28 protein-coding genes are annotated in these 26,136 nt (G+C 70.4%); 10 read left to right on the top strand and 18 right to left on the bottom strand.

From position 1 onward, the window contains the following. Window positions 1–35 precede the first annotated feature (35 nt). Entirely contained in the window at window positions 36–740 is a 705-nt protein-coding gene (locus JWQ92_RS05440; protein ID WP_297343451.1) for a hypothetical protein, read from the top strand. Window positions 741–907: 167 nt separating this feature from the next. Further along, the gene (locus JWQ92_RS05445) at window positions 908–2,131 is read left to right on the top strand and encodes a multidrug effflux MFS transporter (protein WP_297343452.1); all 1,224 of its coding nucleotides are present in this window, start codon (window positions 908–910) and stop codon (window positions 2,129–2,131) included. 7 nt (window positions 2,132–2,138) lie between these two features. Here the strand turns inward: JWQ92_RS05445 and JWQ92_RS05450 are convergent, their stop codons facing one another. The 7 genes from JWQ92_RS05450 to JWQ92_RS05480 form a co-directional block, all read right to left on the bottom strand. Continuing rightward, the gene (locus JWQ92_RS05450; RefSeq protein ID WP_297343453.1) at window positions 2,139–2,573 is read right to left on the bottom strand and encodes a DUF1801 domain-containing protein; all 435 of its coding nucleotides are present in this window, start codon (window positions 2,571–2,573) and stop codon (window positions 2,139–2,141) included. A gap of 116 nt (window positions 2,574–2,689) precedes the next feature. Beyond that, window positions 2,690–2,989 (bottom strand): YciI family protein, encoded by a 300-nt coding sequence (locus tag JWQ92_RS05455; protein ID WP_297343454.1) that lies wholly within the window; start codon window positions 2,987–2,989, stop codon window positions 2,690–2,692. Beyond that, a complete protein-coding gene (locus JWQ92_RS05460) occupies window positions 2,986–3,423 on the bottom strand; it encodes an SRPBCC domain-containing protein (RefSeq protein ID WP_297343455.1) in 438 nt (145 codons plus the stop codon). Before JWQ92_RS05460 ends, JWQ92_RS05455 begins: the two co-directional genes overlap by 4 nt. Beyond that, the gene (locus tag JWQ92_RS05465; RefSeq protein ID WP_297343456.1) at window positions 3,416–3,754 is read right to left on the bottom strand and encodes a helix-turn-helix transcriptional regulator; all 339 of its coding nucleotides are present in this window, start codon (window positions 3,752–3,754) and stop codon (window positions 3,416–3,418) included. Before JWQ92_RS05465 ends, JWQ92_RS05460 begins: the two co-directional genes overlap by 8 nt. Window positions 3,755–3,812: 58 nt before the next feature. Continuing rightward, window positions 3,813–4,475 (bottom strand): ABC transporter ATP-binding protein, encoded by a 663-nt coding sequence (locus JWQ92_RS05470; protein WP_297343457.1) that lies wholly within the window; start codon window positions 4,473–4,475, stop codon window positions 3,813–3,815. Beyond that, entirely contained in the window at window positions 4,472–5,317 is an 846-nt protein-coding gene (locus JWQ92_RS05475; RefSeq protein WP_297343458.1) for an ABC transporter ATP-binding protein, read from the bottom strand. Before JWQ92_RS05475 ends, JWQ92_RS05470 begins: the two co-directional genes overlap by 4 nt. Beyond that, window positions 5,314–8,433 carry an ABC transporter permease gene (locus tag JWQ92_RS05480; RefSeq protein ID WP_297343459.1) on the bottom strand — a complete coding sequence of 1,040 codons (3,120 nt, stop codon included), beginning with the start codon at window positions 8,431–8,433 and terminating at the stop codon, window positions 5,314–5,316. Before JWQ92_RS05480 ends, JWQ92_RS05475 begins: the two co-directional genes overlap by 4 nt. Before the next feature lie 308 nt (window positions 8,434–8,741). Here JWQ92_RS05480 and JWQ92_RS05485 point away from each other — a divergent pair, with 308 nt between their 5' ends. Then, the gene (locus tag JWQ92_RS05485; RefSeq protein ID WP_297343460.1) at window positions 8,742–9,116 is read left to right on the top strand and encodes a DUF2255 family protein; all 375 of its coding nucleotides are present in this window, start codon (window positions 8,742–8,744) and stop codon (window positions 9,114–9,116) included. Between the two features lie 95 nt (window positions 9,117–9,211). Here JWQ92_RS05485 and JWQ92_RS05490 read toward each other — a convergent pair whose 3' ends face one another. Genes JWQ92_RS05490 through JWQ92_RS05500 form a run of 3 tightly spaced genes read right to left on the bottom strand, consistent with a single transcriptional unit; the run spans window position 9,212 to window position 11,642 of the window. Beyond that, window positions 9,212–9,934, bottom strand: coding sequence for a CE1759 family FMN reductase (locus tag JWQ92_RS05490; RefSeq protein ID WP_297343461.1), 723 nt, complete (start codon window positions 9,932–9,934; stop codon window positions 9,212–9,214). Next, window positions 9,931–10,437: a MarR family transcriptional regulator gene (locus JWQ92_RS05495; RefSeq protein WP_297343462.1), complete on the bottom strand. Its 507-nt coding sequence runs from the start codon at window positions 10,435–10,437 to the stop codon at window positions 9,931–9,933. Before JWQ92_RS05495 ends, JWQ92_RS05490 begins: the two co-directional genes overlap by 4 nt. A gap of 14 nt (window positions 10,438–10,451) precedes the next feature. Further along, complete coding sequence (locus tag JWQ92_RS05500; protein ID WP_297343463.1) at window positions 10,452–11,642, bottom strand: LLM class flavin-dependent oxidoreductase; 1,191 nt, start codon at window positions 11,640–11,642, stop codon at window positions 10,452–10,454. 501 nt (window positions 11,643–12,143) lie between these two features. On the opposite strand from JWQ92_RS05500, the gene JWQ92_RS05505 reads away from it, so the two are divergent. Then, window positions 12,144–12,320 carry a hypothetical protein gene (locus JWQ92_RS05505; protein ID WP_297343464.1) on the top strand — a complete coding sequence of 59 codons (177 nt, stop codon included), beginning with the start codon at window positions 12,144–12,146 and terminating at the stop codon, window positions 12,318–12,320. A 111-nt stretch (window positions 12,321–12,431) separates the two neighbouring features. Here JWQ92_RS05505 and JWQ92_RS05510 read toward each other — a convergent pair whose 3' ends face one another. From JWQ92_RS05510 to JWQ92_RS05525, 4 genes are read right to left on the bottom strand one after another with little or no spacing between them, the layout of a single operon-like run. Next, a complete protein-coding gene (locus tag JWQ92_RS05510; RefSeq protein WP_297343465.1) occupies window positions 12,432–13,928 on the bottom strand; it encodes a cytosine permease in 1,497 nt (498 codons plus the stop codon). Then, window positions 13,925–14,479, bottom strand: a complete 555-nt coding sequence (locus JWQ92_RS05515) for a flavin reductase family protein (protein ID WP_297343466.1) — start codon at window positions 14,477–14,479, stop codon at window positions 13,925–13,927. The genes JWQ92_RS05510 and JWQ92_RS05515 overlap by 4 nt, the downstream gene beginning before the upstream one ends. Beyond that, window positions 14,476–15,843, bottom strand: a complete 1,368-nt coding sequence (locus JWQ92_RS05520) for an NtaA/DmoA family FMN-dependent monooxygenase (protein WP_297343467.1) — start codon at window positions 15,841–15,843, stop codon at window positions 14,476–14,478. Before JWQ92_RS05520 ends, JWQ92_RS05515 begins: the two co-directional genes overlap by 4 nt. Continuing rightward, on the bottom strand, window positions 15,840–16,865 hold the full coding sequence (locus tag JWQ92_RS05525) for an adenosine deaminase family protein (RefSeq protein ID WP_297343468.1): 1,026 nt from the start codon (window positions 16,863–16,865) through the stop codon (window positions 15,840–15,842). The genes JWQ92_RS05520 and JWQ92_RS05525 overlap by 4 nt, the downstream gene beginning before the upstream one ends. 155 nt (window positions 16,866–17,020) lie before the next feature. Here JWQ92_RS05525 and JWQ92_RS05530 point away from each other — a divergent pair, with 155 nt between their 5' ends. From JWQ92_RS05530 to JWQ92_RS05540, 3 genes are read left to right on the top strand one after another with little or no spacing between them, the layout of a single operon-like run. Continuing rightward, entirely contained in the window at window positions 17,021–17,962 is a 942-nt protein-coding gene (locus JWQ92_RS05530; protein WP_297343469.1) for a LysR family transcriptional regulator, read from the top strand. Between the two features lie 58 nt (window positions 17,963–18,020). Beyond that, window positions 18,021–18,416 carry a hypothetical protein gene (locus JWQ92_RS05535; RefSeq protein ID WP_297343470.1) on the top strand — a complete coding sequence of 132 codons (396 nt, stop codon included), beginning with the start codon at window positions 18,021–18,023 and terminating at the stop codon, window positions 18,414–18,416. A gap of 36 nt (window positions 18,417–18,452) precedes the next feature. After that, the gene (locus JWQ92_RS05540) at window positions 18,453–19,244 is read left to right on the top strand and encodes an LLM class flavin-dependent oxidoreductase (protein WP_297343471.1); all 792 of its coding nucleotides are present in this window, start codon (window positions 18,453–18,455) and stop codon (window positions 19,242–19,244) included. A 309-nt stretch (window positions 19,245–19,553) separates the two neighbouring features. Here the strand turns inward: JWQ92_RS05540 and JWQ92_RS05545 are convergent, their stop codons facing one another. The 4 genes from JWQ92_RS05545 to JWQ92_RS05560 are packed head-to-tail and all read right to left on the bottom strand — an operon-like array spanning window position 19,554 to window position 23,792. Further along, the gene (locus JWQ92_RS05545) at window positions 19,554–20,522 is read right to left on the bottom strand and encodes an aldo/keto reductase family protein (protein WP_297343472.1); all 969 of its coding nucleotides are present in this window, start codon (window positions 20,520–20,522) and stop codon (window positions 19,554–19,556) included. A gap of 47 nt (window positions 20,523–20,569) precedes the next feature. Beyond that, window positions 20,570–21,694, bottom strand: coding sequence for an NADH:flavin oxidoreductase (locus JWQ92_RS05550; RefSeq protein ID WP_297343473.1), 1,125 nt, complete (start codon window positions 21,692–21,694; stop codon window positions 20,570–20,572). A 9-nt stretch (window positions 21,695–21,703) separates the two neighbouring features. Continuing rightward, window positions 21,704–22,759: an aldo/keto reductase gene (locus JWQ92_RS05555; RefSeq protein ID WP_297343474.1), complete on the bottom strand. Its 1,056-nt coding sequence runs from the start codon at window positions 22,757–22,759 to the stop codon at window positions 21,704–21,706. 52 nt (window positions 22,760–22,811) lie between these two features. Then, complete coding sequence (locus tag JWQ92_RS05560; RefSeq protein WP_297343475.1) at window positions 22,812–23,792, bottom strand: aldo/keto reductase; 981 nt, start codon at window positions 23,790–23,792, stop codon at window positions 22,812–22,814. A 162-nt stretch (window positions 23,793–23,954) separates the two neighbouring features. Here JWQ92_RS05560 and JWQ92_RS05565 point away from each other — a divergent pair, with 162 nt between their 5' ends. The 3 genes from JWQ92_RS05565 to JWQ92_RS05575 all read left to right on the top strand — a co-directional run. Further along, the gene (locus JWQ92_RS05565; RefSeq protein WP_297343476.1) at window positions 23,955–24,851 is read left to right on the top strand and encodes a helix-turn-helix transcriptional regulator; all 897 of its coding nucleotides are present in this window, start codon (window positions 23,955–23,957) and stop codon (window positions 24,849–24,851) included. 74 nt (window positions 24,852–24,925) lie between these two features. Beyond that, the gene (locus tag JWQ92_RS05570; protein ID WP_297343477.1) at window positions 24,926–25,297 is read left to right on the top strand and encodes a DUF2255 family protein; all 372 of its coding nucleotides are present in this window, start codon (window positions 24,926–24,928) and stop codon (window positions 25,295–25,297) included. A gap of 278 nt (window positions 25,298–25,575) precedes the next feature. Further along, the coding region (locus JWQ92_RS05575; protein WP_297343478.1) for a hypothetical protein at window positions 25,576–26,136 on the top strand (561 nt) is incomplete at its 3' end.

The following is a 26,136-nucleotide window of genomic DNA, read 5'->3' on the forward strand; positions in this document are numbered from 1 at the left end:
TTCCCGGGCCGAGTCGGTGGGAGCAGACTGGCGCGATGGAGCCGGAGCCATCCGGGCCGCCATCACCCGCCGTGAGGGCCCAGCTGCTGGCGACGGAGCACTGGAGCCTGCTCGCGTCACGCAGCACGGCGCAGGGCGAGGTGCTCACCCGCATCACCATCCATCTCACGCTGGTGTCCGCGGGACTCGTCACGCTCGGCCTGCTCGGCCAGGCGATGCCCTCCGAGGGTGGCTTCCCGGTCGCCGAGGTCGGCGTGCTCGCCTTCCTCGTCGTCGTCGGGCTGATGACCCAGATCCGGGTGGGCAGCGTCGCCGATCAGGACATGCAGTACGTCGTCGCGATGAACCGACTGCGCGCGGCGTACGTCGATCTCGATCCGGGCGTCGAGCGCTACTTCCTCGCGGCGAGCCACGACGACGAGGCAGGAATGCGCCGCACCTACTCGTTCATCCTGGTGGAGGGCGCGAGCCACGTCTTCGGCAGCTCGTTCATGCTCGTCTTCACCGTCAACGGTCTCCTGCTCGGCCTGCTCGGCGCCTCGGTCGTGTCGGCGGCCGGCGGCACGGTCCTGCTCGCGACGGTGGTCGGCGTCGTGCTGGGGCTCGCCTTCGTGGCCGGCAGCCTGATCTGGGGCATCCGCCACTACGACCGCACGTGGCGCACCTACCGCCCCATCCGACCTCATTCCCCGTCCGATGCGGGAGCGAGCGGGTCCGCTCCGGGGAACGACGCCGGATAGCCGGCCGGGAGTGCCGGGGGATCCCGAGGAGGGCGGCTCCCGGGACGGGAGCCGCCGAGGACGAGGGGTTCCCTGCCGGTGCACCCTTCAGCGGGGACTCCCGCCGCTCGCGAGCAGCGGCTTTCGTGGTCGTCGTCGAGTCGTTCGGCCGAGGAGGGTGCCGCGCCATGGAGAAGACCGCCGTCCGGGGCGCGATCCCCGCATCGCTGATCGCGACCGCGGTGCTGATCAGCTCGGTCGCGCCCCTCGCGACCGACATGTATGTGCCCGCCTTCCCGCACGTCGCCCGCGACCTCGCCGCGTCCACGACGGCGGTGCAGCTGACCCTGACGACGTTCTTCGTCGGCATGGCGCTCGGCCAGCTGCTCGGCGGCCCGATCTCCGACCAACGGGGACGCCGGATGCCGCTGGTGCTCGGGACCGTCGGCGTCACGCTGGCGAGCGTCGTCTGCGCCCTCGCGCCCTCGATCGAGGTCCTCGCCGTGGCGAGGCTCGCGCAGGGCTTCGCCGGCGGCTGGGCGATGGTGGTCGTCCGCGCCGTGCTCGTCGATCTCGCCCGGGGGAGCCGGCTGGTCCGGGTGCTCAACCTCATGAGCGGCGTCGGCGGGATCGCGCTCATCCTCGGGCCCCTGCTCGGCGGCGTGATCGTGCAGTTCTCCGTGTGGCAGACGTCGTTCTGGCTCGTCGCCGCCGCCGGCGTCGCGATGACGGCCTGCGTGCTGCGGTTCGTGCCCGACACGCTGCCCCGCGGCCAGCGGCACGGCGGCGGGCTGCGAACCTTCGTCACCGCCTCGACGGCGGTGCTGAAGGACCGTCGCTACGTCGGCTACGTCGTCGTCGCGTCGGCGATGATGATCGTCGTCTTCGCGTACGTGTCGTCGTCGGCGTTCATCCTCGAGGACGTCAACGGCCTCGGGCCGATCCAGTACTCGATCGACTTCGCCGGCAACGCCGCGGCCGCATCCATCGCCGCGCTGCTCGCGGCACGGCTCGCGCGCCGGGTGCCCACCCGTCGCGTGATCGGGGCCGGGCAGGGTCTCGGCATCGCGGGCGCCGTGGTGCTGCTCGCCGCCGGGTCGCTCCTGGACGCCGCGCTGGTGCCGGTGATCGTGGGCTTCCTCGCGCTGATGCTCAGCCACGGGCTCAGCACCGCCAACGCCGGCGCGCTGGCCTCCGCGCAGGTTCCCGAGCATCCGGGCACCGGCTCCGCCGTCCTCGGGATGTTCCAGTGGCTCGCGGCGGGGATCGGGGCGCCGATCGCGGGGTTGCTCGGATCCGATCTCACGGTCGCTGCTGCGCAGCTCGCGCTGGCTGGGCTCCTCGTGTCGCTGATCGGGTTCCTCGTCCTGGCCCGCCGGAACCCACCGGCCCGGGCGGTGGTCACCCCGTGACGGACGCTCAGCCGCCGATCGCCTTGCGGACCAGCTCCGCGACGACCTTCTCGTCGGCGGGGGAGATCTCGGTGACCGCCCAGGACGTCGGCCACATCGTGCCCTCGTCGAGCTGCGCCGGCCCGAAGAAGGCGAGGTTGGCGTAGCGGCCCTTGAACCGTGCGCGCTCCTGGAAGAACAGCACGGGCTTGCCCTCCGCCGTGGCGTAGGCGGGGCTGCCGTAGAGCAGCTTGGGGAGCAGCGCCGGGGCGACCTCGGTGACGATCGCGTGGATCCGCTGCGCGTTCGTCCGGTCCGGCTCCTCCATCGAGGCGATCTTGTCGAGCACCGACTGCAGCGCGGCCGCGGCGACCTCCTGCGCCTTGAGCTCCTTCGCCTGCTGCCGCGCGGCTGCGCGCTCCTCGATCGTGGATGCGGGGCTGGGCGCCTTGACCTCTGCCATGGGGTCATTGTGGTGGGACGCGCGCTCGGGAACCACTCCTCGTCGGCCTGCTCACGCCCCGCCGCGGCTCGCGCGGCGAGGACCGAGACGGATCGGACGGCACGCTGCCCGGAGGCTCACTCGACGGCGAGCAGCACGGTCCAGGGGCGCACCCGCACGCGGAAGAGGCCCTGCCGGACGCTCTCGTCCTCCTCGGCGAGCCGTCGTGCTTCGTTCTCGTCCACGCCGCGGAGGACCGCCATTCCGGTACCCGGACGATCGTCCAACGGCCCGGCGCCGACGAGCCGCCCCTGCTCGTGCAGGCGGCCCAGGAACGCGACGTGCAGGCCGAAGCGGGGGTCGGCGAAGACGCCGGCGCCGATCGGGTCGACGGGCTCGTGCAGCAGCACGTACCACTGCTGCGGCTCGTCGCTCATGCCGACTCCGCCGAAGTCGCGACTCGGAAGCGATCCAGCACCATCGGCCATCCGTGGTCGTACTCGGCCCGAGCGGCGGCGGCGTCCGCATACGCCCCCCACCCGGCGTGCTCGAGCACCACGAGCGTGGCGTCCCCGCGTTCGGTGAAGCTGACCGTCACCCGTCCGGCGACGCCTGCGTCCCGGCCCGGATGCCAGGTGAAGGAGACCTGATCCGGTGGATCCCACGCCGTGACCGTTCCCCACACCGCTCGGCGCCCGTCAGCGGCCGTCTCGACGATCTCGCCGTCGACGAAGGCGACGGAACCGTCCCCATGGACGGAGAGCTCGGCGAGCGGCCACCAGGTCCCGATCCTGGTCGTGAACACCTCGAAGGCGATCGCCGGCACGGCCGGCACGAGCACCTCCCGGCGGACGGGTGGCAGGTCAGGCATCGGTCCCTCGTCTCTCGTCGTCGGCGAGTGCGGCCTCGACCGCCCGCGCGTACTCGGCCAGCGCGCGATCCCACGTCCCCACCAGCCACTGCTGCGCCGCGGCGAGGCCCTCGGGAGCGAGCGCGTAGAGGTTCCGGGTGCCGGCGGAGCGGCTGCACACCAGGCCGGCGTCGCTCAGCACCTTGAGATGACGGCTGACCGCAGGCCGACCGATCGGCAGGTCGAGCGCGAGCGCTCCCACCGTCTGATCGCCCTGGCGCAGCAGCTCCAGGATGCGGCGGCGGTTGGCCTCGCCCAGCGCATCGAACACGGCTTCCGACTCGTTACTCATCAGTAACGGTTACTCTAGAGTAACGGAGCCGCGCGGGGTCCACCGGCGATGCCGATCGCTACTGGAGCACGCCGTCGCGCAGGGTGAATACGAGCCCGCATCGCTCCGTGAGCTCCCGGTCGTGGGTCGCGACGATGACGGTGGCTCCGCGCCGCGCCAGGTCGAGGAGGAGGCCGGTGATGCGTTCGCGGTTCTCGGCATCGAGCTGAGCGGTCGGCTCGTCGGCGAGCATCAGGTCGGGTCCGGTGGAGATCGCGCGGGCGAGCGAGATGCGCTGCTGCTCGCCGCCGGAGAGCTCGTCGACGAGGTGGTCCGCCCGTGCGGCGAGGCCGACGCTGTCCAACGCGGTCCCGGCGGCGGTCCGCAGCGCGCGGCGGTCGGGGCGCCTCGCCCTGGGCAGGCCTTGCGCGGCGAGCTCGACGTTCTCCGCTGCGGTGAGCAGGGAGAGGAGTCCGAACGACTGGTGCGCGATCTGCACGCGGCCGCTCCAGGGATGCCGGGTGCGCGGCGTGACGCGGCTCCCGTTGTAGAGGACCTCGCCTCGGTCCGGTGCCTGCAGGGCACCGAGGACCGTCAGGAGGGACGTCTTGCCCGATCCGGACGGCCCGGTGAGGGCAGCGAGGTGTCCTGCCGGCACGGTGAGATCCGCACCGTCCAGGATCGTGCGGCCCCCGAGGCGGAGCTCGATGCCGGTTGCCGAGAGCTGGATGGGGCCGATCACGAGCGCTCATCCCGGTCGGCCGCAATCGGGTGCAGCTCGATGTGGTCTGGGCGGCGGACGACACGTGCTCGTCCGCCCGCAGGGAACCGGTCGGCGAGATCGGCGGGGAGCTGGACGGTGCCGTCCCGGCCGATGACGGCGTACTGCTCGCCGCTCCGGGCCTCGGTTCCGATGCGGCCGTCGCGCATGGTGAGGCGGCGGTCCATCGCCTCACCGAGCTCGGCGTCGTGCGTGACCACGATCACGGTCGTTCCCCATCGGTCTCGCGCGGTCCGGAGCAGCTGAGCGATGCCGGCGGCGTTTTCGCGGTCTAGCTGGCTCGTCGGCTCGTCGGCGAGCAGGAGGCGCGGGCCGGTGGCGAGAGCCGCGGCGAGGGCGACCCGCTGCTGCTCGCCGCCGGAGAGCGTGCCTGCTCGGCGACGTGATGCCGCCTCCATCCCGACCGCTTCGAGGAGCTCCGCCGCTCGTCGATGACGGACGGCGCGAGGTGCGCGAGCGGCCAGTTGGGCCAGTTCGACGTTCGCCCGCACGGACGCGTAGGGGAGGAGGTTGCGTTCCGGTCCCTGCATCAGCATGCCGATGTCCTGGCTGCGGTGACTGAGCACCTCGCGCTCGGTGGCGCGGGCGACGTCGCGGCCGAGCACGTGGACCTGGCCCGCGCTCGGGCGCAGCAGGCCGGCCAGCAGGGCCATCAGGGTGGACTTCCCGGACCCGGAGGGGCCGACGAGCGCGACCAGCTCTCCCTCCTCGACGAGCAGGTCGGCTCCACGGAGCGCGACCACCTCGCTGTCGACGGTTCGGTGGATGCACACGGCCTGCTGCACATCGACGACGACGCTCACTGCTCGGCCTCTCGGAGGGCGCTGACCGACGTACGTCGGTCGAGGACGACGGCGGTCACCGCGACGGCGGCGAGGAGCAGCGCCACGATCCCAGCGCCGACCAGGGCGAGCGTGCCCAGAGGCTGGTGGACGAGGAACGCCGGGTAGGCCGGGTCGTCGACGTAGGCGGGCAGCGCGGGCAGCGCGAGCTGGACGCTCGCCAGGGCGAGCACGAGTCCGCAGATCGTCGCGGCGACGACGAGGAGTCCTTGCTCGACGAGGACCGATCCGCGCAGGCTGCGAGTTCGGATGCCGAGAGCGCGCATGGCGGAGAGCTCGAACACCCTCCTGCGGGCGAGGAGCGCGATGCCGAGCACGACCGCGGCCGTGGCGAGCAGCACGGCGGTGACGCCGCCGGCGACCGTGAAGGGTGTCGCGAACCCCGGCCCGGTCGAGGCGAGGGCCGACGCGCGACCGGCTGCGCTCTCAACGGACAGCACGCGGACGCCCGCAGAGCGGAGCCGATCGACGATGTCGTGCGGCGCATCGCGGCCCACCCAGATCTGGTTCTCCAGCAGGTGCGAGTACCCGGACGGCGACGCGGCCTCGACCCAGTCGTGGGCCAGGACGACCCCTGCGTCACCCAGTCGAGGCACGACTGCGACGGCGCCTCTGCGGCTCACCGAGAAGGCGTCGCCGTCCGGTGTCTGCACCCTCACGTCGGAGGAGGTACCGGTCAGGTGCGTCGCGACGAGAGCGGGCGGGGTGATGTCGGCTCCTGCGATGATGCCGAAGCCGGGCGCGTCCTCGCTCGGTTGCCCGACGACGGAGATGGTGACTCGCACGCCCTCGGGCCCGACCGCGGCCTTCTCGGCGGCGGTGATGTTCCCCGTCGGGTTCGGGTTCAGCGGTGACCACTCCACACCCGCGAGCGTCGGCTGCACGAGCGGCCCGGCGCCGCCGGTCACCCGGATGGAGTGGATGGTGAAGCCGACCACGAGCGCGTCGAGCTGATCGATCGGGCGCGTGAGGTAGATCCGCCGGAGCCGGCATCCGCCGGCGCAGGCCTTCACGTCCGCCGTGTAGGTCCTGGTGCCGGGCGCGAGCACGCCGAGCCTGGCGGTGAGTGCCGAACCCCGATCGTCCGTCAGATCCGCGGCGAGACCCAGGGAGGCCGGAACCTTCGTAGTGCTGATGGACAGGGCGATGCGCGTGCCGGTGATCACGGGCACCGCGGGTGCCGGAGCAGAGAGCGGCCGCAGCAGTGCGGCGAGCGGCGCGGATCCGAAGTCGCTGCGCCAGTACGCGACCGCCCCGAACGTCCTCGGGTCGACCACGAGCACCGAGGGGGAGCCGCTCGCAGTCGGGGTGCTGTCGAAGCCGCTGTAATCGGTCCCCAGCCCGATCGATGCTTCCGCGACGGGGGTCAGCGCTCGGCCCCTCGGGTCCACGGCGTGGATGCGCTCGTCCGTCCTCGGATCCGGAGCGATGTGGAGCACCGTCGGCGCCCCGACGTCCGTCAGGGCGCGTTCGTCGCGGTTCTGCGCCAGGACGGCGGCGCTGCTGACGCCGTACAGCGCCATCGCGACGGCGACGACCAGCACCCCGAAGGTCCGACGTCCGGCGGGGCGCCGCGCGAGCTGACGCAGGCCGACGAAGACGCTGACCGCCCCCGTGCCGCGCGTGGGACCGAAGCCGAGCCGGGCCAGCAGCACGACCGCCCTGCTCGCCACCAGGGCGCCGGCGACGATCAGCAGCATGGGGGCGAGGATGGCGATCCCGCTGCCGGTGCCGACGGCGAGCGAACCGGACAGCAGCAGCTGGGCGATCCCCGCCACCGCGAGCACGACGACGACGACCTCCGCGACGACGCCTCGACCCGATCCGGCCCGACTCGTGCGGCGCCACTGCTCCAGCACGGGTCGCCGGAGCACCCGCGCACTTGCCGCGGATGCGGCGATCAGCCCGCCGGCGGCTGCCACGAGCGCCGCAGCCCACGACAGCCATCCCACCCGGATGTCGACCGCCGCACCGAGCACCGCCGGAACCAGCCACCGTTCTGTGGCAGCCGCGATCAGCACCCCGAGCGGAACGGCCGCACCGAGCAGGATCGCCGGCTCCAGCAGGACGAGCACCAGGGTGCCGCCGGCCGACATGCCCCGCACCTTGCTCAGCGCGACCTCGGCGCCGCGCCCCTCGACGGAGCCGCTCACCAGGGCGTGCAGCAGGTACCAGCCCAACGCGAGCAGCTCGGCGATCACCACGACGATCGGCAGCATCAACCGCGCGCCACCGTCCACCCCGGCCAGCACCACCTGCGGCATGCGGCTCGTCACATCAGGGCGGGTGGAGGTGCCGCTGTCCTGGAGACGCCGGACGGCGCTCGCGAGCGACCTCAGCACCGGTTCTGCCGACCTCACATGCACCGTCGACCGGTCGAGGGCCAGATCTGCGGACGCGGTCACGCCGTCGACCGGTTCCGCCGTCAACGCGGAGAAGTATGCGGCGGGAACCCAAGCAGCGAGTGTGTACTGGCTGATGTCCGGGACGCCGCCGAACCAGTACGTGGCCGCCGGCTGACGCCGAACGGCGATCCCGCGCACGTGCAACGTGAGGGAACGGCCCTTGCTGAGCGGTGCGACGGCGACCCGCTGGCCCACGTGGAGGTGCAGCGCCCGGGCGACCACGTTCTCCACGACCACTCCCGTCCGGTCCGTCTCGCTGAGGCACGATCCGGCCAGGAGCCGCAGCGCCCCGCACAGCCCGTCGCGGCTGTCCAGTGCGATGCGCTGCACGCCGCCCGTGCGCCCGACCGCGGGTCGCTGCACCACCGACAGCTGCATCACCGCTGTCGGGTACGAGCCGCGAGACGGCCCGGTGAACGCGTCATCGACAGCGGACCGAAGCGCGGAGGTCGACGGCCGGCCTGTCTGCAGCGTCGCGACCTCGATGCCCGTGCCGTTCGCTCCGATCGGCGCCCGACTCACTCCGGCGCGCAGGACGGCGTCCTGTGCCGACTCCGCATAGGAGGGCGCCGCTGCCGCGGCGGCCGTCGTGCAGGCCGCGACCACGAGCAGCATCAGGGAGGTCGCCCGCCGCCACCAGAGCCCCTCCAGTGCGAGGCTCAGCAACCGCACGGCGTCCCACCCTCGGTCGGCGATCGGCGCCTGGACGATCGGGCGGAAAGCGCGGGTCCACCGCAGCGCACTGCGATTCCAGGACGGGGTCCTGGGGTGCCGCGCGGTTCTCCGATGGAGCACTCCTACGTCAGAAAGCCTGTACCGACCCCGTCGGCGAGGAGGGGCCCTCACAGCATGCCGCACCGACCTGCGGTGCACCGGCGCACCCTCGCCCTTCACTCGGACTCGTCGACGAGGATGTGAAGCCGATCGCCGACACTTCCGATCACCGGATACGCCGTCGCCGACCAGAAGGGCAGCCTCCCATGACCACGTGGACCGAGAACGAGCTCACCCGCATCGGCGCCGTCGGCGAGCTGCGCATCGCAGGCACCCGCGCCGACGGCACGCCGCGGAACCCGGTGATCATCTGGGGCGTCCGCGTCGGGGACGAGTTCTTCGTGCGTAGCGTTCGCGGCGTCACCGGCGGATGGTTCCGCGGCACCCGCGCGACCCGAGAAGGGTGGATCTCCTCCGGCGGCGTCCAGAAGGACGTCGCCTTCGAGGACGTCGACCCGACCGACCCGATCAACGAGGCCATCGACACCGCCTACCGAGCCAAGTATGGCGCCGGACGCAGCGTCGAGAGCATCGTCAGTGCCACCGCCCGTCAGGCGACGCTCCGCGTGCTGCCCCGCTGACCAGGATTGCCGGACTCATGAGGAGCCGGGCCGCTCCTCAGGCGCGATGACCGGCCGCCCCGGCGTCGGGGACCTTCGGAGCCGGCCTGCCCGAACTAGGAGCCTGACCTCGCCGGCTCGGCCGCGGTGCTTCGGCCGGTGCCGCCTGTCGCCAGGCTCATGAGGTCGCTGTCGAAGTCGACGTCGGAGAAGCCGTCGGTCGTCGCGGCGCTGCCGAACGTGTGCTGGTACTGCTTCCAGGACGTGTCGCGCATCGAATCGCGGACCCCGGCTTCGATCAGCACCACGAGCTCGTTGGCCGCTCGGTCGATCCGCTCGGTGAGGGACTTGGAGCCCCAGTCGTCACTGGCCGCGAACACGCTCGTCGGTGTGGCGAGGGCACGGAGGTAGGCGAAGAGCGATCGGAGCTGCTCGTCGGCGACGAGGGCGTGCCGGGCCGTGCCGGCCGTCGCGGCGAGGAGCGTCGGGGTGGCGATGAGCAGGTCGGTGTCGAGCATGTCGACGAACGACTTCACGAGGCCGCTGACGCCCGCCTTGTAGACCGGCGTGGCGATGACGAGGGCGTCGGCGACGGCCAGGCGGTCGATGGCCGCCTGCAGCGCCGGCGTCGCGAACCCGGTGACCTGAGCCGAGGCGAGGTCCGCCGCGAGGGGCCGGAGCTCGAGCACGGTCGTCTGCAGCTCGACGCCGGCTCGGGCGGCGCGGCTGGTCGTGCTCTGCAGGATCCGGTCGGCGAGCATGCGGGTGGACGAGGGTTCGCTCGTCCCGCCGCTGACGACGACGAGCCGGTGGGGTCGGGAGGGCAGTTGTGCGCTCATGGCGCGATCTCCTGGTCTGCGGCGGTGCCGCTGGGGATGGGAACCGCGGTGTCACGGTGGGGTCGTAGCTCGCTCTGGGCCGCGTTCAGCCGTTCACAGAGCTGTTGGAGGGTGCGCATCTCCGCACTGGAGAGAGCGGTGGACATGCGCAGCTCGACGCTGCGCGCGTGGCGGGCGCCGATGCGATGCTGCACGGCGACGCCGTCCGGCGTGAGGGAGACGAGCGCCCCCCTCCGATCCTTCGGGTCGGTGGCACGCTGCACGAGTCCGCGCGATTCCAGGCGGTCCACCAGTCGGGACAGCGCCGGCTGGCTGAGCAGGACCGCCTCGTTGAGCTCGGACATGCGCAGCGCGCAGCCGGCCTTCTTCAAGGTGTAGAGCACGTCGTACTCCTTCAGGGACACCTCGTCCCACATGCGCTCGGCGGTGAACCCGCGCATGAGCGAGGCCTGAGCCTTCAGGAGCGCTTCCCAGGACTCGTTGGCGAGCCGGAGGTCGGGCATGAGTCGTCGCCTCCTCAGCCGACGAGCGGGAACCGGGCCTGGAAGGCCGGGTCGCTGTCCTGGTAGGGGGAGGCGCCGGTCACGTTGTCGCCGCGGTTCGCGTGCGGTCGCGGCTGGCGGGGCTCGGCGTCGCCGTACTTCGCCTTGACCAGCCCCGCGTGGGTCGGCGCGTCCGGCACCGTCTCGGGGCGTCCAGCGGCCATCTCGCGGCGCAGCACCGGCACCACCTCGCTTCCGAGGAGCTCGAGCTGGTCGAGCACGGTCCCGAGCGGCAGGCCGGCGTGATCGATGAGGAACAGCTGTCGCTGGTAGTCGCCGAACGCGTTCCGGAAGGTGAGCGTCTTGTCGATGACCTCCTGGGGGCTGCCGACGGTGAGCGGGGTCGCGTCCGTGAAGTCCTCGAGGGTCGGGCCGTTGCCGTAGACCGGCGCCTCGTTGAAGTACGGACGGAACTGCCGGACCGCGTCCTGGGAACGCTTCGCGATGAACGCCTGGCCGCCGAGGCCCACGATGGCCTGCTCGGCGGTGCCGTGACCGTAGTGCGCGTATCGCTGCCGGTAGAAGTCGATCAGGCGCTTCGAGTGACGGGTCGGGGCGAAGATGTGGTTGGCGAAGAAGCCGTCGCCGTAGTAGGCCGCCTGCTCGGCGATCTCGGGGGTGCGGATCGAGCCGTGCCACACGAACGGCGGCACGTCGTCCAGCGGGCGCGGCGTGGAGGTGAAGCCCTGCAGGGGCGTGCGGAAGCGGCCCTCCCAGTCGACGACGTCCTCCCGCCACAGTCGGTGCAGCAGGTTGTAGTTCTCGAGGGCCAGCGGAAGGCCCTCCCGGATGTCCTTACCGAACCACGGGTAGACCGGCGCGGTGTTGCCCCGGCCGAACATGAGGTCCATCCGGCCGCCGGAGACGTGCTGCAGCATCGCGTACTCCTCGGCGATGCGCACGGGATCGTTGGTGGTGATGAGCGTCGTCGCGGTCGAGAGCACGAGCCGCTTCGTCTGCACGGCGATCGCCGCGAGCACGGTCGTGGGGGAGGAGGAGAAGAACGGCGGGTTGTGGTGCTCGCCGATCGCGAAGACGTCGAGGCCGACCTCCTCGGTCTTCTTCCCGATCGCGATCGCGGCCTGGATCCGCTCCGCCTCGCTCGGCGTGGTTCCCGCCACGGGGTCCCGGGTGATGTCGCTGACTGAGAACACGCCGAACTGCATGTGATCCAACTTCTTCCGTTGCCGTCGAGCCGGTACGCCCCGCTCGTCCAAGTATATGCACATGCATATAACTCGTGCACCGACACGGTATTCCCACGCCGGAGTGGCCTTCGGCGACGGGCACCGGCCCCGCCTCCGCCTCGCGATCGGTGGCGGCCGATGGCTCGGACCGTCGGTCCACGAAATGCGCGGGTGGGCGGCGAGCCCGTCAGTGCGGGGTGCCGCTCACTTCCGGGATGGGACGGGGCACCGCTGGACGACAGCGGCGGCCTGTCGGACGGCGCGGCTTGTCACCGACGCACGGGCGCTGTCCGCGGCCGTCCCCGGCGATGCCGTCAGCGGGGACAGGCCATGCTCGCGCTCCTTGAGGGCGCGAGCCGACGCTTCTTGCGAGGCGTGGTCGTTCTCTCGCCGCCGCTGCTCGGCCGGCGGCAGCCTGGTCCCTACGTGGTGGTACCCAGAATTGGGGGCACCGAACAGGCGAGATGCACGGTCCCCTTCTTGGCGCGTCCCTACGCGCTGACCTTCCCCAACATCGACACTTCAGGCGACAGAGGGGTGATAGCCGTGCAATTCGAGGTGCCCGCGGGCAATGCGCTGATCTTCAGTCGTCCGGATGGCTCTCTGCTGGCCGTGCCGGAGGCGAGGCCGATGACGCGTCCGATCGCAGTCGTCTGAGGTAGGTACGACACGGGAGCCTCGGTCTGGAGGCGATGCCGGTGGCCGCTGGAAGGTCGCCAGTGTTGTGATCGCCCGGTCGGTACGTCGCGCCGGTGAGCGAACGCGCGTTCAGGCGACGTCGGCGTCGGTGAGGGGAACCTCGGCCGCGGCAGGCAGCTCCTCTTGTCGGCGGATCGAGCGACGGCCACCTATGAGCATCCCGACGTATCCGACCGCGAGCGCGACGAAGACTCCGAGGTTGGCGTACGCCCAAGCGCCCTGCGTGCCGCCGAGCCCGAACGGGCCGAGCAGGTAACCCTGCCAGGCGAGCCAGGGCGCCGCGGTGTTCGTGACCAGTCCCCAGCCGAGCAGGGTGCCGATGAGGATGAGCAGAATCGGGAACCAGCGGACGTCTCCGTATCGGCCGTATCGCGATAGGAGCTCGGCCTCGGCGTAGTCGCGCCGGCGGAGGGTGATGTCGGCGAGGAAGATGCCGGCCCATGCCGCGATCGGCACGCCGAGGGTGATGAGCACGCCCTCGAACGGGCCGATGAAGTTCGCGGCGAAGAACACGACGTAGATGACGCCGATCGTCATGATGACGCTGTCGATCCCCACGGCGACCACCCGGGGAACGCGCAGTCCCGCGTTGAGCAGGGAGAGGCCCGAGGAGTAGATGTCCATGACCGCGCCGCCGATGAGTCCGAGCACCGCGGTGACGGCGAAGGGGATGAGCAACCAGGTCGGCAACACCTCGGTGAGGGCGCCGATGGGGTCGGCGCCGATGGCCGAGCTGAGTCCCTTCGACGAGCCGGCCAGGGCGAGACCGAAGACCAGCAGGACGACTGGTGGGAGTGAGGCTCCGAGGGTCGACCAGGCGACGACGCCCCGGCTGGAGACCGACCGGGGCAGGTAGCGTGAGTAGTCCGCCGCGGCGTTGACCCAGCCGAGCCCGAACCCCGTCATGGTGAAGAGGAGCGCACCGATCACGGCCTGAGCGTTCCCGGCAGGCAGGGCGGCGATGCTCGACGGGGCGATGTGCGGGGCGGCGAAGACGATGTAGACCACGGTCAGGACGCCGACGATCACCGTGATCCAGACCTGCATGCGCATGATCACGGTGAAGCCGAGCGTTCCGCCGAGTGCGATGAGGCCGATCACGATGATGAGGGCGATGACCTTCGTGACGGGACCTCCGCCGAATCCGAGCCGCGTGAAGACCGTTCCGATCGCCAGCACGGCCAGGGCGGCAAGTGCGGTCTCCCACCCTGCGGTGAGCAGCCAGGAGATCGCGGCGGGAACCCGGTTGCCTCGCACTCCGAAGATGCTCCGACTGAGGGTCATGGTCGGGGCGGAACCGCGCTTTCCGGCCAAGGAGATGACGCCCACGAGCAGGTTCGAGAGAACGATTCCGAGGATCGCGACGAGGACCGCCTGCGCGAAGGAGATGCCGAACCCGAGCACGAACGAGCCGTAGCTGACGGCGAGGACGGAGATGTTGCCGGCGAACCACGGCCAGAACAGGTCTCGCGGGCGACCGCGTCGCTCCGCCTCGGCGATGACGTTCACGCCGTTGCGTTCGACGGTGACCCCGGAACCCGGGGCCTGGGTTGATGTGGACGTCATGAGGGCTCCTCGGATGGTGACGACGACGGGGACTGGACCTCCGGGCGGACGCCCAACAGGCCACGGAATTCGGACGAGTGGAAGACCAGCGGCTCGGTCTCCGCGTCTGCGCCGAGCGCATGCACCTCGAGGAGGGCGACGGTGTGGTCGCCGGCGGGCACCTCGTTCCAGAGGGAGCACTCGAACCAGGCGACCGCGCCGGCGATGAACCGGGCGGAGGAGCCCGTGCTGCGAATCGGAACGCCGTGGAAACGGTTCTGCCGTTCGGGAGACGAGAGCTGCCGGACGAGGGACTCCTGATTCGCGGCGAAGACCGAGATGCCGAGGCTCCGCGCCGTTCTCAGCAGTGGCCAGGTCTGGGAGGTGCGCTGCACGGCGAGGGAGACGAGCGGCGGAACGCCGGATACCCCCACTGTGAAGGTGGAGGCGACGAGCGCGTGCAGGACTCCGTCCGCTTCGGCCAGTACGGCGACGACGCTGCTCGGGATGGAGGCGAAGGTGCGGCGCAGGTGGCGCAGGTCCGCCTCGTACGGCGGCAGGAGCGAGGTCACCCGTCGACCTCGCTCATCGCGGCCGGGCGGAACCTCGAGCCCGGATGCTCAGACGGCAGGTGGGCCATGCCGTCGCCGAAGAGGCGCTCGCGGAACGTGTCGGGCTTCCGCTCGGTGCGCATGAGGCCGGCCCGCTGCAGCTCCGGTACGACGAGATCGACCAGGTCCGTGTAGGAGCCCGGGGACACGAACGGGGTGTAGTTGAAGCCGTCGAGGTCGGTTTCCTCGACGATCCCGCCGATCTGGTCGGCGACCTCCAGGGGGGTGCCGACCAGGATGAGTTCCCGCATGCCGCGTCGGATGAAGTCGGCGGCGGCGTCCCGAACGGTGGTGTCCTTGTACCGGTCGACCTGGGTGCGTCCGCCCTCGGTGGTGACGGTGGAGAAGGAGGCGTCGGGGTCCAGCGCGGCCAGGTCCACGCCGGTCATCATGGCGTAATAGGCCCGGGCAGCGTCGGCGTCCACCCAGGAGAGGTATTCCTCGAGCCGGTCCTCCGCTTGGGCACGGGAGCTTCCGGTGACGACGGAGAGGCCGGAGATCGCCTTGATCGCTTCCCGTCCTCGACCGGCCGAGGATGCGGCCTCCCGCAGGTCGTCGACCTGCCGAGCCAGCATCGCGCTGTCCTTCCCCTGGAGGAACACCATCTCGGCGTTGGCGGCGGCGAACGCACGCCCGGTCGAGGATGCGCCGGCCTGAAGGATCAGGGGCGTGCGCTGGGGGGAGGGCTCGCTGTCGAAGTAGCCGTGGGAGGTGAAGTAGGGACCGTCGTGAGTGATCGGATGGACCATCCCCGGGTCGGCGTACCGACGAGCGGCCTTGTCGACGAGGACGGAGCCGTCCTCCCACGAACCCTCGAAGAGCTTGTAGCTGAGGTCGAGGAAGTCCTGTGCCCGGAGGTAGCGCTCGTCGTGGGGGAGTGGGCCACGGCCGAAGAGCTCGGCGACGACCGCGCTGCTCGTCGTGACGACGTTCCAGCCGATCCTGCCCTCGGTGAGATGGTCGAGGGTCGCGAACCGACGTGCGTTCGAGTAGGGCTCCTCGAAGGTGGTGGACGCGGTGACTGCGAAATGCAGGTCGCTCGTCACCGCGGCCAGCGCCGGGATGAGCAGCATGGGGTCGTTGTTCGGAATCTCGACAGCCTGCTCGAACGTGACCGCAGGCGTCTCCCCGCGCAGCACGGGGTAGCCGTAGGAGTCGGCCAGGAAGAGGAAGTCGAAGAACCCGCGCTCCAGAAGCCGGGCGAGATCCATCCAGTAGTCGAGCTGCTTGTAGCGGAAGGTGTTCTGATCCGGGTGCGCCCAGAGGCCCTGGCTCGTCAGGTTCACCTGGTTGATCTCGAACGCTCCCAACAGGATCTGCTTCATCGTCCGCTTCCTTCCGCCAGCCACGCTGCAACACCGGTCTCAAGTCGCCGTCGGGTCGTGTCGCTCATGCCCGTCGCCAGTGTGCCCGCGCGAGCGAACGCGGCGAGGTCCTCGTCGTCCAGCTGCCACACGCTTCGGGCGATCTCGTACTGATCCGTCACGCTCCGCGAGAACCACAGGGAGTCATCGGCGTTGAGCGTGACTGGCACGCCGGCCGCCCGGAGTCGCGGCGCCGGATGCTCGGCCAGGCTTTTCACGACGCCGAGCGCCACGTTCGAGACGGGACAGACATCGCAGACGATGTGGTCTCGCGCCAACCGGTCGAGCAGCTGCGCGCTCTCGACAGCTCGGAAGCCGTGCGAGATGCGGGTGGCGCCGAGCTCATCGAGTGCCTCCTCGATGCTGTCCGGGCCGCCCGTCTGGCCGGCGTGGCTGACCACCGGCAAGCCGGCGGCGCGACCTATTCGTGCGGCCTCGCGATAGCGGCGTAGGTGGCCTGGCTCGACGAACCCGGCTGTGCCGAGCGCGGTCACTCCCGCGCCGGCGTGTGCTGCCGCGATGCGCGCGAGGTCGGCGGAGATGGCGAGGTCCTCGTCGGTGTTGATCGTCAGGTTCGCCCCGACCTCCACGCCGCTGTCGTCGGACGCTTCGCGGAACGCCGACAGCATGGTCCGGGTCACTTGCTCGAGCGACCCGAGCCGCGGCGCGTAGAGCTGCGGCTCGATCGCGGGTTCCAGGTACAGCACACCCTCCGCGGCCTCGGCATGCACCAGCGCCCGACACAGTTCAGCGAGGTCCTCGTTCGACTGGACCAGAGCCGGAACGGTGCCGTAGTGGTCGAAGAACTGCCACACGTCCACGAAAGCGGACGGCACCTCGAAGCGGGCTCCGCGCCGTGCTGCCAGCGCTTGGACCGCTGGCAGCGGGTAGGAGCCGTCGAGGTGGGCGTGGAGGTGTGCCTTCGGAAGCGCGCGGAGCGACTGCCTGGCCTCCGGCGAGGTTGTCGCCGCCTCTTCAGTCATCAGTGGCCGCCCGGTGCATCCGCGTGTCGCCGCGGAACCATGCCCGCTCGAACGACTCGACTGTAGAGACCGCAGCGAATCGGCGTCGAAGACCAGATCTCGATCCAGCGATAGTTTGAACCTCTGGCTGCAGGTGGTGCGGGACGAGGGACGAAATGGGCGATGTGGACCTGCGGCTCCTCCGGTACTTCGTGGCGGTCGCAGAGGCCGGCAGCTTCACGAAGGCCGCCTCGGACCTGCACATCTCGCAGCCCTCGCTGAGCCAAGCGGTGCGACGGCTCGAGCGTGACGTCGGGGCTCGGCTGATCGACCGCGGAACGAGCGGCTCGCGGCGGGGAGTCGGTCTCACCGACGCGGGCGACGTCCTCCTCATCGGCGCGCGGGACGTCCTCAACCGGGCTCAGCGCGCCGTGTCTGCGGCGCAGCAGGCCGGCGAGCGCACGCGGCTGCGCGTCGGATTCGGCACAAGCACTCCGCGGGAGCTCACGAGCGCCGTCCTCCGTGCGGTGGAGGAGCTCGGCCGAGTGGACGTGTCGCTCGACTACGTCCCGTGGGGCAACGAGCTCTCCTCGCTTCTCGACGGCGATCTCGACCTCGTCTTCCTGCAAGGACCGTCGCGGTTCTCGCACCCTCAAACGGACGCGACCCCGGTCATCCCTGTACGCCGAGTGGCCGTCTTCCGTTCGACCCACCCTCTCGCCGCGCGACAAGAAGTGGCGATAGCGGACCTGATCGACGAGCCGATCGTCGATGCCGCCACGGACCGTGGTTACTGGATCGTCGACCCGCGGCCGGACGGGTCAGCACCGAACGTCGTCGGCCCGGCGGCTCGGACCGTTGACGAGATGCTCGCGTTCGTCTCGCACGGCCGCGGTATGGCCATCACGAGTTCCACCGTGGCCGCAACCAACGGCAGCAATGGATTGGCGTTCGTCCCCATCAGCGACCTCGCCCCGGCGGTTGTCTACCTCGTCACCCGTCTCGACGACCACCGCGCGGACGTAGCCGCGGTCCGCAAGGTGATCCTCGGGGTCCACGAGGGCGGTGAGAGTCCGCATGAAAGGACCGAGCGTCACGCGGAGGCCGGTTCGCGGTAGGCCGAGGTCGGTGAGCGGTCGGTCCACAGCTCGGCGCCCCAGCAGGAATGCGCCGCTCGTGCGCGAGGTCGAGAGCTACCGCCACGGCCTCCTCGACCTCCGCCGGGACGACGAGGGGCGCACGCGCTGGACACCGGCGATCAGGCCGGCATGCCGGTCAGTTCTCGGCGCCTCGGATCTTGACAGCGGGCGCGCTCAGGCGCGCGCCGGACGCTTGATCCGGAAGGCGTGGGCGGTTCCGATCGCGCCGCGCCATCGGGTGAGAACCGCGACGGCGAGCACCGCGGCGACAAAGGCGATGGTGCCGGCGGAGGTGAAGGCTGCGGCGAAGCCACCCAGCGTCGCGTCAGCGAGCGTGGCGCCGAGCCTCGGCCCGTTCGACGAGCGAGCTGAACGGACTCACCTGGTACCCGGCCTCGGCGACGATCGTGAGCGGCTCCATGTATCCGAGTGAGCCCGGTCCGGCGCATGCTGGTGGAAGGAGGGGTTCATGACTGCGGATGTGTCGATCGGCGTCCCTGGAGCGCTGGGCCCGGAGGCGGTGCGGCTGCTCGCGCCGCGCGTCGAAGCTGCCGGCTTCGCGGGGATCTGGCTCAACGACAGTCCGCAGGGCGACTCGCTCGCCGGGCTGGCCGCCGCCGCGGAGGTCACGACGCACCTCCGCCTCGCGAGCGGCGTGATCCCCGTCGACCGGCGGCCGGGACCCTCGATCATCGAGGACCTCCACCGCACGGGGGTGCCCGAGGCGCGGCTCACCCTCGGCATCGGGTCCGGACAGCTGAGGGCGGGCGCCGTCGACGCCGTCGCCGAGGCGGTCGCCGTGCTCCGCCAGGCGTCGAGGGCGGCGGTCGTCGTCGGCGCGCTCGGGCCGCGGATGCGGCGGCTGGGTGCAGAGCACGCGGACGGTGTCCTGCTCAGCTGGCTGACGCCCGGCGTCGCCGCGGAGCAGGCGGAGGAGCTGCGAGCGGTAGGCAGGGACGCCCAGGGCGAGATGCCGAGGATCGCGCTGTACTCACGGACGATCGTCGACGAGGCCGCGCGTCCGGTGCTCGAGCGGGAGGCGGCGCAGTACGGGTCCTACCCGGCGTACGCCGCGAACTTCGCGCGTCTCGACATCGGGCCGATCGACACGACCCTGCCGCCCGTCGGCGTCGGGCTCGCGGCCGGAGTCGCCCCGTATCGGGCAGCAGTGGACGAGCTCGTGCTGCGAGCGATCACGCCCACGGGCTCGCTCGATGACCTGCTGGCGTTCGTCGACCGGGCGGCCGCGCTGCTCGCGTGAGCCTTCCGGCTTCAGCGGTCGGCATGGCAGCCCCCTGCGCCATGTCCTGGTCGCCCACGGGCGAGAAAAGGTGGAGGCCCGGAATCACGCGATCCGCATGTTTCCGGGCCTCTCGGAGCGCGCCCCCAGCAAGATTCGAACTTGCGCCCCTGCCTCCGGAGGGCGGCAGGAGCCCCGACTGGCCCGGGCGCCGGTACAGGACTGCCTGATCTAGCCAGTATTCGATTACTGCGCGGCCCACCCGATGACGGGGAATCTCGTCGAAGTGTGGGCAGGATGTGGGCACGGAGGGAGGTCCTGCCGCTGTCATCAACTCGGGCGTTCGGTCGGCGACATGGTGCTGACAAGGGATCCGTCGCGCTGCACGGCATCGCCGAGGATCGTGTCGATCGCTTCTAGGGTCTCGTTCGAGAGCGTCTTGCCAGCGGCCGCTGCGTTCTCCGTCACCTGCTCGGGTCGGGAGCCCCCGATGATCGCTGCGGCGACGTTGTCGTTCTGCAGCACCCATGCGACTGCGAGCTGAGCCATGCTCAGGCTCTCCGCTTCTGCGACCGGGGCGAGCCGCTGGATGCGGCTCAGGAGGTCGTCGTTCAGGAGCCCGGAGAGGTACTGACCGCCTTCCTGGGTCGTCGCCCGCGAGTCTTCAGGCACCGCGGCGCCTGGCTTGTACTTGCCGGTGAGCAGGCCCTGTTCGATGGGCGAGAAGCAGATCTGGCCGATGCCAAGTTCCTTGCTGACGGGGACGATCTCCGGCTCGATCTCCCGATAGAGCGCGTTGTACTTCGGCTGGTTGGAGATCAGCGAGACGTGGAGCTCGCGGGCGAGCCGGTGGCCGGCGCGGATCTGGTCGGGAGTCCATTCGCTGACGCCGATGTAGAGCGCCTTCCCCGATCGCACGACGTCAGCGAAGGCCTCGAGGGTCTCCTCCAGCGGGGTCGAGTGGTCGTAGCGGTGTGCCTGGTAGACGTCGACGTAGTCGGTCTGTAGGCGACGGAGTGATCCGTCGATGGATTCGAGGATGTGCTTGCGGGAGAGGCCGCTGTCGTTGGGTCCGCCGGGACCGGTCGGCGCGAACACCTTGGTGAGGATCTCGAGGCTTGCGCGGCGTTGGCCGACCAGCGCGCTTCCGAGGATCTCCTCAGCGCGGCCATTGGCGTATACGTCTGCGGTCTCGAACGTCGTGATCCCCGCATCGAGGGCGGCTCTGATGCAGGCCGTCGCGCTGTCCGCGGACCCCTCGGTGTGCGTGACCCAGTTGCCGTAAGTGATCGCGGACACCTTCAGTCCGCTCGTGCCGCGAATCGATGCTCCATGTACCTATCTCCTTAGGTCTTCGTCACGGGTTCTGGCCCCGGGGTTAGATCGGTCGGCGTCTCGATGATCGAGTCCGGCCAGCCCTCGCGGAGGTACTGCAGGAACGGCGGTGTGACGCCGGCAGCGGCGAGGTGCTCCGGGGTGGAGGGGGATACGTCCGGTAACCGCCCCGGGTCGGTCGCGTGTTGGGGCCAGCTCGGGTCGTGGATCGCGGCGGTTCCGAGCGCCACGAGATCGGCACCGAGTCGCCGGACGCGCGTCGCGTCGTGCGGCGTCCGTATCGAACCGGCGGCGACTATCGGCAGCCCTCGGGGCAGCAAGGCGCGGACGACCTCGAGCGCGCGTCGCCCCTCCTCGTGAGATGAGGACGCGAGCGCGTGACCGAGCGAGAGGTGGAGGTAGTCCATGCCATCGTCCGCGAGCCAGGCGGCGATCTGCGCGGTCTCCTCCAGCACGATCCCGTGGTGGTGGTTCTCGGGCGATAGGCGGACGCCGATGACGAAGTCGTTTCCTGCGGCGGTGCGGATCGCGCGAACGACCTCGCGGACGAATCGGGCCCGACCGTCGAGGTCGCCGCCCCACCGGTCGGTGCGCCGGTTGTCGGTTCGGCTGATGAACTGGGCGGGCAGGAAGCCGTGAGCGGCGTGGATCTCGATGCCGTGCAGCCCGGCTGCCCGCACTCGATCCGCAGCGGCTCGGTGTGCCTCGATGATGCGCTGGATGTCATCGTCCGAGGCGCCATCCCAGTCGGGACCGTCTGACGATGAGATCCCTCTGGTGTGGGTGATCTCGGGGGCCGACCTGGACCCGCCGTGGTGCACCTGCACGATGCCGAGCGCATCCGTCGAGGCGATCCGCTGCGCCAGTCCGACCAGGGGCGCGAGATGCCGCTCGGCATACAGTCCCGCCTGCCCCTCCCAGGCCCGCCCCTCAGGCGCGACGGCCCACGCGCCGGTGATGACGACTCCGAACCCGCCGTCGGCGCGCATCCCGAGCCAGTCCACCTCGGCTGCGCTGAGCGTTCCGTCCTCGTGGCTCTGCTTGTTGGTCATCGGCGCCATGACGATCCGGTTGATCGCGCGCTGGCTGCCGAGCCGGATCGGCCTCGTGAGGTCCTCGTTCAACTGGGGTGTCACCTCTGAGCCCTAGAAGAGCTCGGTGATGGCTTGCGCGCTGGAGTCGACGTAGCGGTCGCGCTGCTTCATGCCGAACGGGCCGTACGGGTAGTCGTCCGGTGTCGGGGCGCTGACCTCGTCGAGCCGCCTCGTCGCCTCGGCCCCCAGTTCGAGGTCGCCGGCGAGGAGGTTCTTCTCCAGCTGGTCGAGGTTCTTCGTACCAATGATCGGCGCGGTGACTCCGGGACGGTTCGTGACCCAGCTCAGCGCGACCTGCGTCGGGGTGACGTGCTGCTCCTTCGCGACCGCGCGGACGACGTCGAGGATGGCCCAGTTCTGGTCCTTCCTGGTCAGGCCACCGAAGATGCGCTCGCCCATCGGGTTGCCCGCGCCGGCGCGGCTGTCAGATGGGGCCGCGCCGCCCTTCTCGTACTTTCCGGTGAGGAAGCCGCCGCCAAGTGGGGACCACGGCAGCAGGCCGACACCGTTGTGGAGGGCGGCGGGAACGACTTCGTACTCGATCTCGCGGACGACGAGGTTGTACTGCTGCTGAAGGGACACCGGCACTGTCACGCCCATCGCCTTCGCGGTCGACAGCATCAGCTGCAGTTGCCATCCGGTGAAGTTGGAGAGCCCGACGTACTGGATCTTCCCGGCGTGCACGGCGTCGTCGAGGAAGTTCAGGGTCTCCTCGACCGGCGTCAGCGGATCCCATCCGTGCAGCTGGTACAGGTCGATGCTGTTGCGTTGGAGCCGTCGCAGCGATGCGTGCAGTGCACGGTCCAGGTGGCGTCGCGACGATCCCTGCTCGTTGGCATCGGGGCCTGTGCCGAAGCGTGCCTTCGTCGCGAGGACGACCCGGTCCGTGGTCGAGGAAGGGCGGCTGGCGAACCAGCGGCCGAGCAGCTCCTCGGAGGCGCCGGCGCCATAGACGTTCGAGGTGTCGACCAGGTTGCCGTCCGCCTCGATGAAGCGGTCGAGGATTCTGAAGGCCTCGGCCTCTTCGGTCTCGGTGCCGAAGCCCATGGTGCCGAGGGCGAGGTTGGAGACGCTGATCCCTGTGCCGGGAAGCATGCGGTACTTCATCTGCAGGTGTCCATTCGTTTCGTGTCCTGTGTCGTGCGTGCCGAGAAACGGATCAGCGGTCGATCGAGGCCATGTTCGCCTCGTCGTGCCGCGCTCCGGCGGCGGGCTCGAGCGCGTTCAGGCGCTGCAGCTGGTCGGCGGTGAGCTCGACGCCGTCCGCCGCGATGTTCTCCTCGACCCGGGCGACCCGGCGCGTGCCGGGGATCGGGGCGATGTCGTGGCCGCGGGTGAGGATCCACGCGAGGGCCGTCTGTGCGGGGGTGGCGCCGATCTCCGCGCCGATCGCGCGCACCTCGTCGACGAGCGCGAGGTTGCGAGCGAAGTTCTCGCCCACGAAGCGTGGGTTCGTCTTCCGCCAGTCGTCGTCCGCGAAGTCGTCCACCGAGCGGATCCGTCCGGTGAGCAGGCCGTGGCCGAGGGGGGAGTAGGGCACGAGCCCGATGCCGAGCTCGCGGAGCAGGGGCAGGATCTCGTCCTCGACGTCGCGGGTCCAGAGCGAGTACTCCGTCTGCAGCGCGGTCACGGGCTGCATGGCGTGCACCCGGCGGATCGTGCCGGGGCCGGCCTCGGACAGGCCGAAGTGCAGCACCTTGCCCTCGGCGATGAGCTCGGCGACCGCGCCGGCGGTGTCCTCGATCGGCGTGCTCCTGTCGACGCGGTGCTGGTAGTAGAGGTCGATATGGTCGGTGCCGAGCCGCCGCAGCGAGCCCTCGACCGCCGCCTTCACGTTGGCGGGACTGCTGTCGACGACGCCGGGGCCGCCGTTCCCGTGAGAGACCAGCCCGAACTTCGTGGCGATGACGACCTCGTCGCGGCGGTCCTTGACCGCTCTCCCGACGATCTCCTCGCTGAGGAACGGGCCGTAGATTTCGGCGGTGTCGACGTGCGTGACGCCGAGGTCCAGCGCCCGGTGGATTGTGCGGATCGACTCGGCGTCGTGGAGGGCACCTTCGCTCGTGTAGGTGCCGGCCATGGTCATGGCGCCGAGGCCGATGCGGGACACCTCGAGGGAGCCCAGATGTGCGTGCTTCAAGCGGTGATCCTTCGTCTTCAGGCTCAGGTGATGGGGATCGCCGAGAGCTCGGCGATGGAGGTTCTCCAGTGAACGCGAGCGTGTGCGTGCCGGGGAGTCCCTGTCGTGAGGGGTAACGCCAGGGACTCCATCCACGGCGGGCACGGACGTATCTTCGGGCTCATGGACCACCGAGACGACCTCCGCGAGTTCCTCACCTCGCGACGTGAGCGCGTCACCCCCGAGCAGGCGGGACTCCCGGACTTCGGTGGCCGGCGCCGCGTAAAGGGCCTCCGCCGTGAGGAGGTCGCGATGCTCGCCGGGATGAGCACCGAGTACTACACACGGCTCGAGCGCGGAAATGCCGCCGGGGTGTCCGACTCCGTGCTCGATGGCGTGAGTCGTGCCCTTCAGCTGGACGATGCCGAGCGCTCCCACCTCTTCGACCTGGCCAGAACCGCCAACGAGGGCCTCGCCGTGCAGCGCGCGCGTTCGACGTCCCGTCCTCAGCAGGTCCGGCCGGCGCTGCAGCAGCTGATCGACGCGATGGGTCAGGTGCCGGTGTACGTCCAGAACCGGCGTCTCGATGCCGTCGCGACGAACCAGCTCGGTCAGGCGTTGTTCTCGGAGATGTTCGCGGACCAGCGCCGCCCGATGAACGCGGTCCGCTTCGTGTTCCTCGACCCACGCGCGCAGACGTTCTACCGGGATTGGGAGGGCCAGACGAGGCAGATCGTCGCCCTGCTCCGCGCCGAGGCAGGCCGGTCACCGTACGACCGGGTGCTCACCGACCTCGTCGGCGAGCTCTCCACCCGCAGCGACCTGTTCCGGAAGCTCTGGGCGTCCCACGACGTCCGCGAGCACCGCACCGGGCTGAAGGCGATCCATCACCCGATCGTCGGCGACCTCGACCTCACCTTTGAGTCCATGGAGCTCGCCTCCCACCCGGGCCTGCAGTTGCTCGCGTACTCGGCGACCCCGGGCACGCCGAGCCACGACGGCCTGCGGCTGCTGGCCAGCTGGGCCGCGACTCAGTCCGCCGCTGCGGCCCAGCCGACCGAGGTCGGCGACGCCCGCTGACCCCCGCGCCGACGCCCACCGCGCAGGTAGGCCATCCCACCGCCACCCTCCCTCCGACAGGAAGCAGCACGGCCATGCCCATCTTCTCCCTAGACGACCTCCGCTTGATCGAGCGCACCCCGGACCTGTACGTCGCTCCGCTCCGCGAGGACGGCTCGACTTACGGCACGTTCACGCAGACGTGGGCCCTCGTCGTCGACGGTGAGGTCTACGTCCGCGCCGCCAATGGGCAGGAGTCCCGCTGGTATCGCGCGGCGATCACGCAGACGGCCGGCCGCGTCCGCGTCGCCGGTCGCATCTTCGAGGTGACGTTCGAGGAGGCGGACGCGGATGTCGGCGATGCGATGGATGCCGCGTACGAGGCGAAGTACCCGGGCAGCTCCGCCGTACCGATCATGCAGGCGGACGGGCCGAAGTCGGCCACGGTCCGCATCAGCCCCCGGTGACCGTGTAACCGTCGCCAGAGCGCTGCCACGTCTCGAAAAGGGTGGAGGCCCGGAATGATGCGATCCGCATGATTCCGGGCCGAGCCCAGCTCGCCGTCCGCGGAGCGCCTGAAACTGCTCTCGTCGCCGGCCGCCGCAGAGCCCAGCCCACCCTGAGGTGCGAGCCCTCATGGAAGGGCGAAAGCATCGGGCGATTCGATTGGCAGGCTTCGATTTCGCGATGGCCGAGTGCGGGCCGCGACGTCGGACCGGCTCGAGACTATTGACGCATGGAGTCAATGCCACGGCAGGACCCGGGCGTCGCCGTGGCACGCCTACACCACCGGCTCCAGCTCATTGCGGCGCTCGAGGACCACGAGCGAGGCAAACGATGGACGCTTGCTAGCGCTGGCTCGCATCTTGCAGCTGATGATGCAAAGGCCGCGCCGTTCCAGGTGAGTCACCTCATCGGCCACTGCATCGCCATGTCCCTCGACGGCCTCACAGGGGCACGGCTCCTCGTCGAGGATCCCGAGGTGCCGCATGGAATGCGGCTTCTCATGGCGGCGCCCTATCCCATGCTGCGCTCTGCGGTCGAGGCGGGTGCCCTCGCTGCCTGGGTACTACTGCCGACCGATGGCGCTCAGCGATTGGCTCGCAACTTTCGGGCCCGTTGGGACGACATCGTGCAGGACGACAATCTTGTCATGGCGTTCACCGCCATGCGCCCGAACGATACGCCCGCTCAAATGGCTGATAAGCAGCGGCAACGACGCAAGAACGCTCACCATGTGCGCGACAGGAAGCGACGCCTGCGGGACGTCGCCACCGCCGCAGGCGTAGACACGAAAGAGGTCGAG

This window comes from Amnibacterium sp. (assembly GCF_025463795.1).
GTDB lineage: Bacteria > Actinomycetota > Actinomycetes > Actinomycetales > Microbacteriaceae > Amnibacterium.

Coding starts and splice junctions, on each gene's coding strand:
- JWQ92_RS05440 (WP_297343451.1), top strand. CDS start 36: ATGGAGCCGGAGCCATCCGGGCCGCCATCACCCGCCGTGAGGGCCCAG.
- JWQ92_RS05445 (WP_297343452.1), top strand. CDS start 908: ATGGAGAAGACCGCCGTCCGGGGCGCGATCCCCGCATCGCTGATCGCG.
- JWQ92_RS05450 (WP_297343453.1), bottom strand. CDS start 2,573: ATGGCAGAGGTCAAGGCGCCCAGCCCCGCATCCACGATCGAGGAGCGC.
- JWQ92_RS05455 (WP_297343454.1), bottom strand. CDS start 2,989: ATGAGCGACGAGCCGCAGCAGTGGTACGTGCTGCTGCACGAGCCCGTC.
- JWQ92_RS05460 (WP_297343455.1), bottom strand. CDS start 3,423: ATGCCTGACCTGCCACCCGTCCGCCGGGAGGTGCTCGTGCCGGCCGTG.
- JWQ92_RS05465 (WP_297343456.1), bottom strand. CDS start 3,754: ATGAGTAACGAGTCGGAAGCCGTGTTCGATGCGCTGGGCGAGGCCAAC.
- JWQ92_RS05485 (WP_297343460.1), top strand. CDS start 8,742: ATGACCACGTGGACCGAGAACGAGCTCACCCGCATCGGCGCCGTCGGC.
- JWQ92_RS05490 (WP_297343461.1), bottom strand. CDS start 9,934: ATGAGCGCACAACTGCCCTCCCGACCCCACCGGCTCGTCGTCGTCAGC.
- JWQ92_RS05495 (WP_297343462.1), bottom strand. CDS start 10,437: ATGCCCGACCTCCGGCTCGCCAACGAGTCCTGGGAAGCGCTCCTGAAG.
- JWQ92_RS05500 (WP_297343463.1), bottom strand. CDS start 11,642: ATGCAGTTCGGCGTGTTCTCAGTCAGCGACATCACCCGGGACCCCGTG.
- JWQ92_RS05510 (WP_297343465.1), bottom strand. CDS start 13,928: ATGACGTCCACATCAACCCAGGCCCCGGGTTCCGGGGTCACCGTCGAA.
- JWQ92_RS05520 (WP_297343467.1), bottom strand. CDS start 15,843: ATGAAGCAGATCCTGTTGGGAGCGTTCGAGATCAACCAGGTGAACCTG.
- JWQ92_RS05525 (WP_297343468.1), bottom strand. CDS start 16,865: ATGACTGAAGAGGCGGCGACAACCTCGCCGGAGGCCAGGCAGTCGCTC.
- JWQ92_RS05530 (WP_297343469.1), top strand. CDS start 17,021: ATGGGCGATGTGGACCTGCGGCTCCTCCGGTACTTCGTGGCGGTCGCA.
- JWQ92_RS05540 (WP_297343471.1), top strand. CDS start 18,453: ATGACTGCGGATGTGTCGATCGGCGTCCCTGGAGCGCTGGGCCCGGAG.
- JWQ92_RS05555 (WP_297343474.1), bottom strand. CDS start 22,759: ATGAAGTACCGCATGCTTCCCGGCACAGGGATCAGCGTCTCCAACCTC.
- JWQ92_RS05565 (WP_297343476.1), top strand. CDS start 23,955: ATGGACCACCGAGACGACCTCCGCGAGTTCCTCACCTCGCGACGTGAG.
- JWQ92_RS05570 (WP_297343477.1), top strand. CDS start 24,926: ATGCCCATCTTCTCCCTAGACGACCTCCGCTTGATCGAGCGCACCCCG.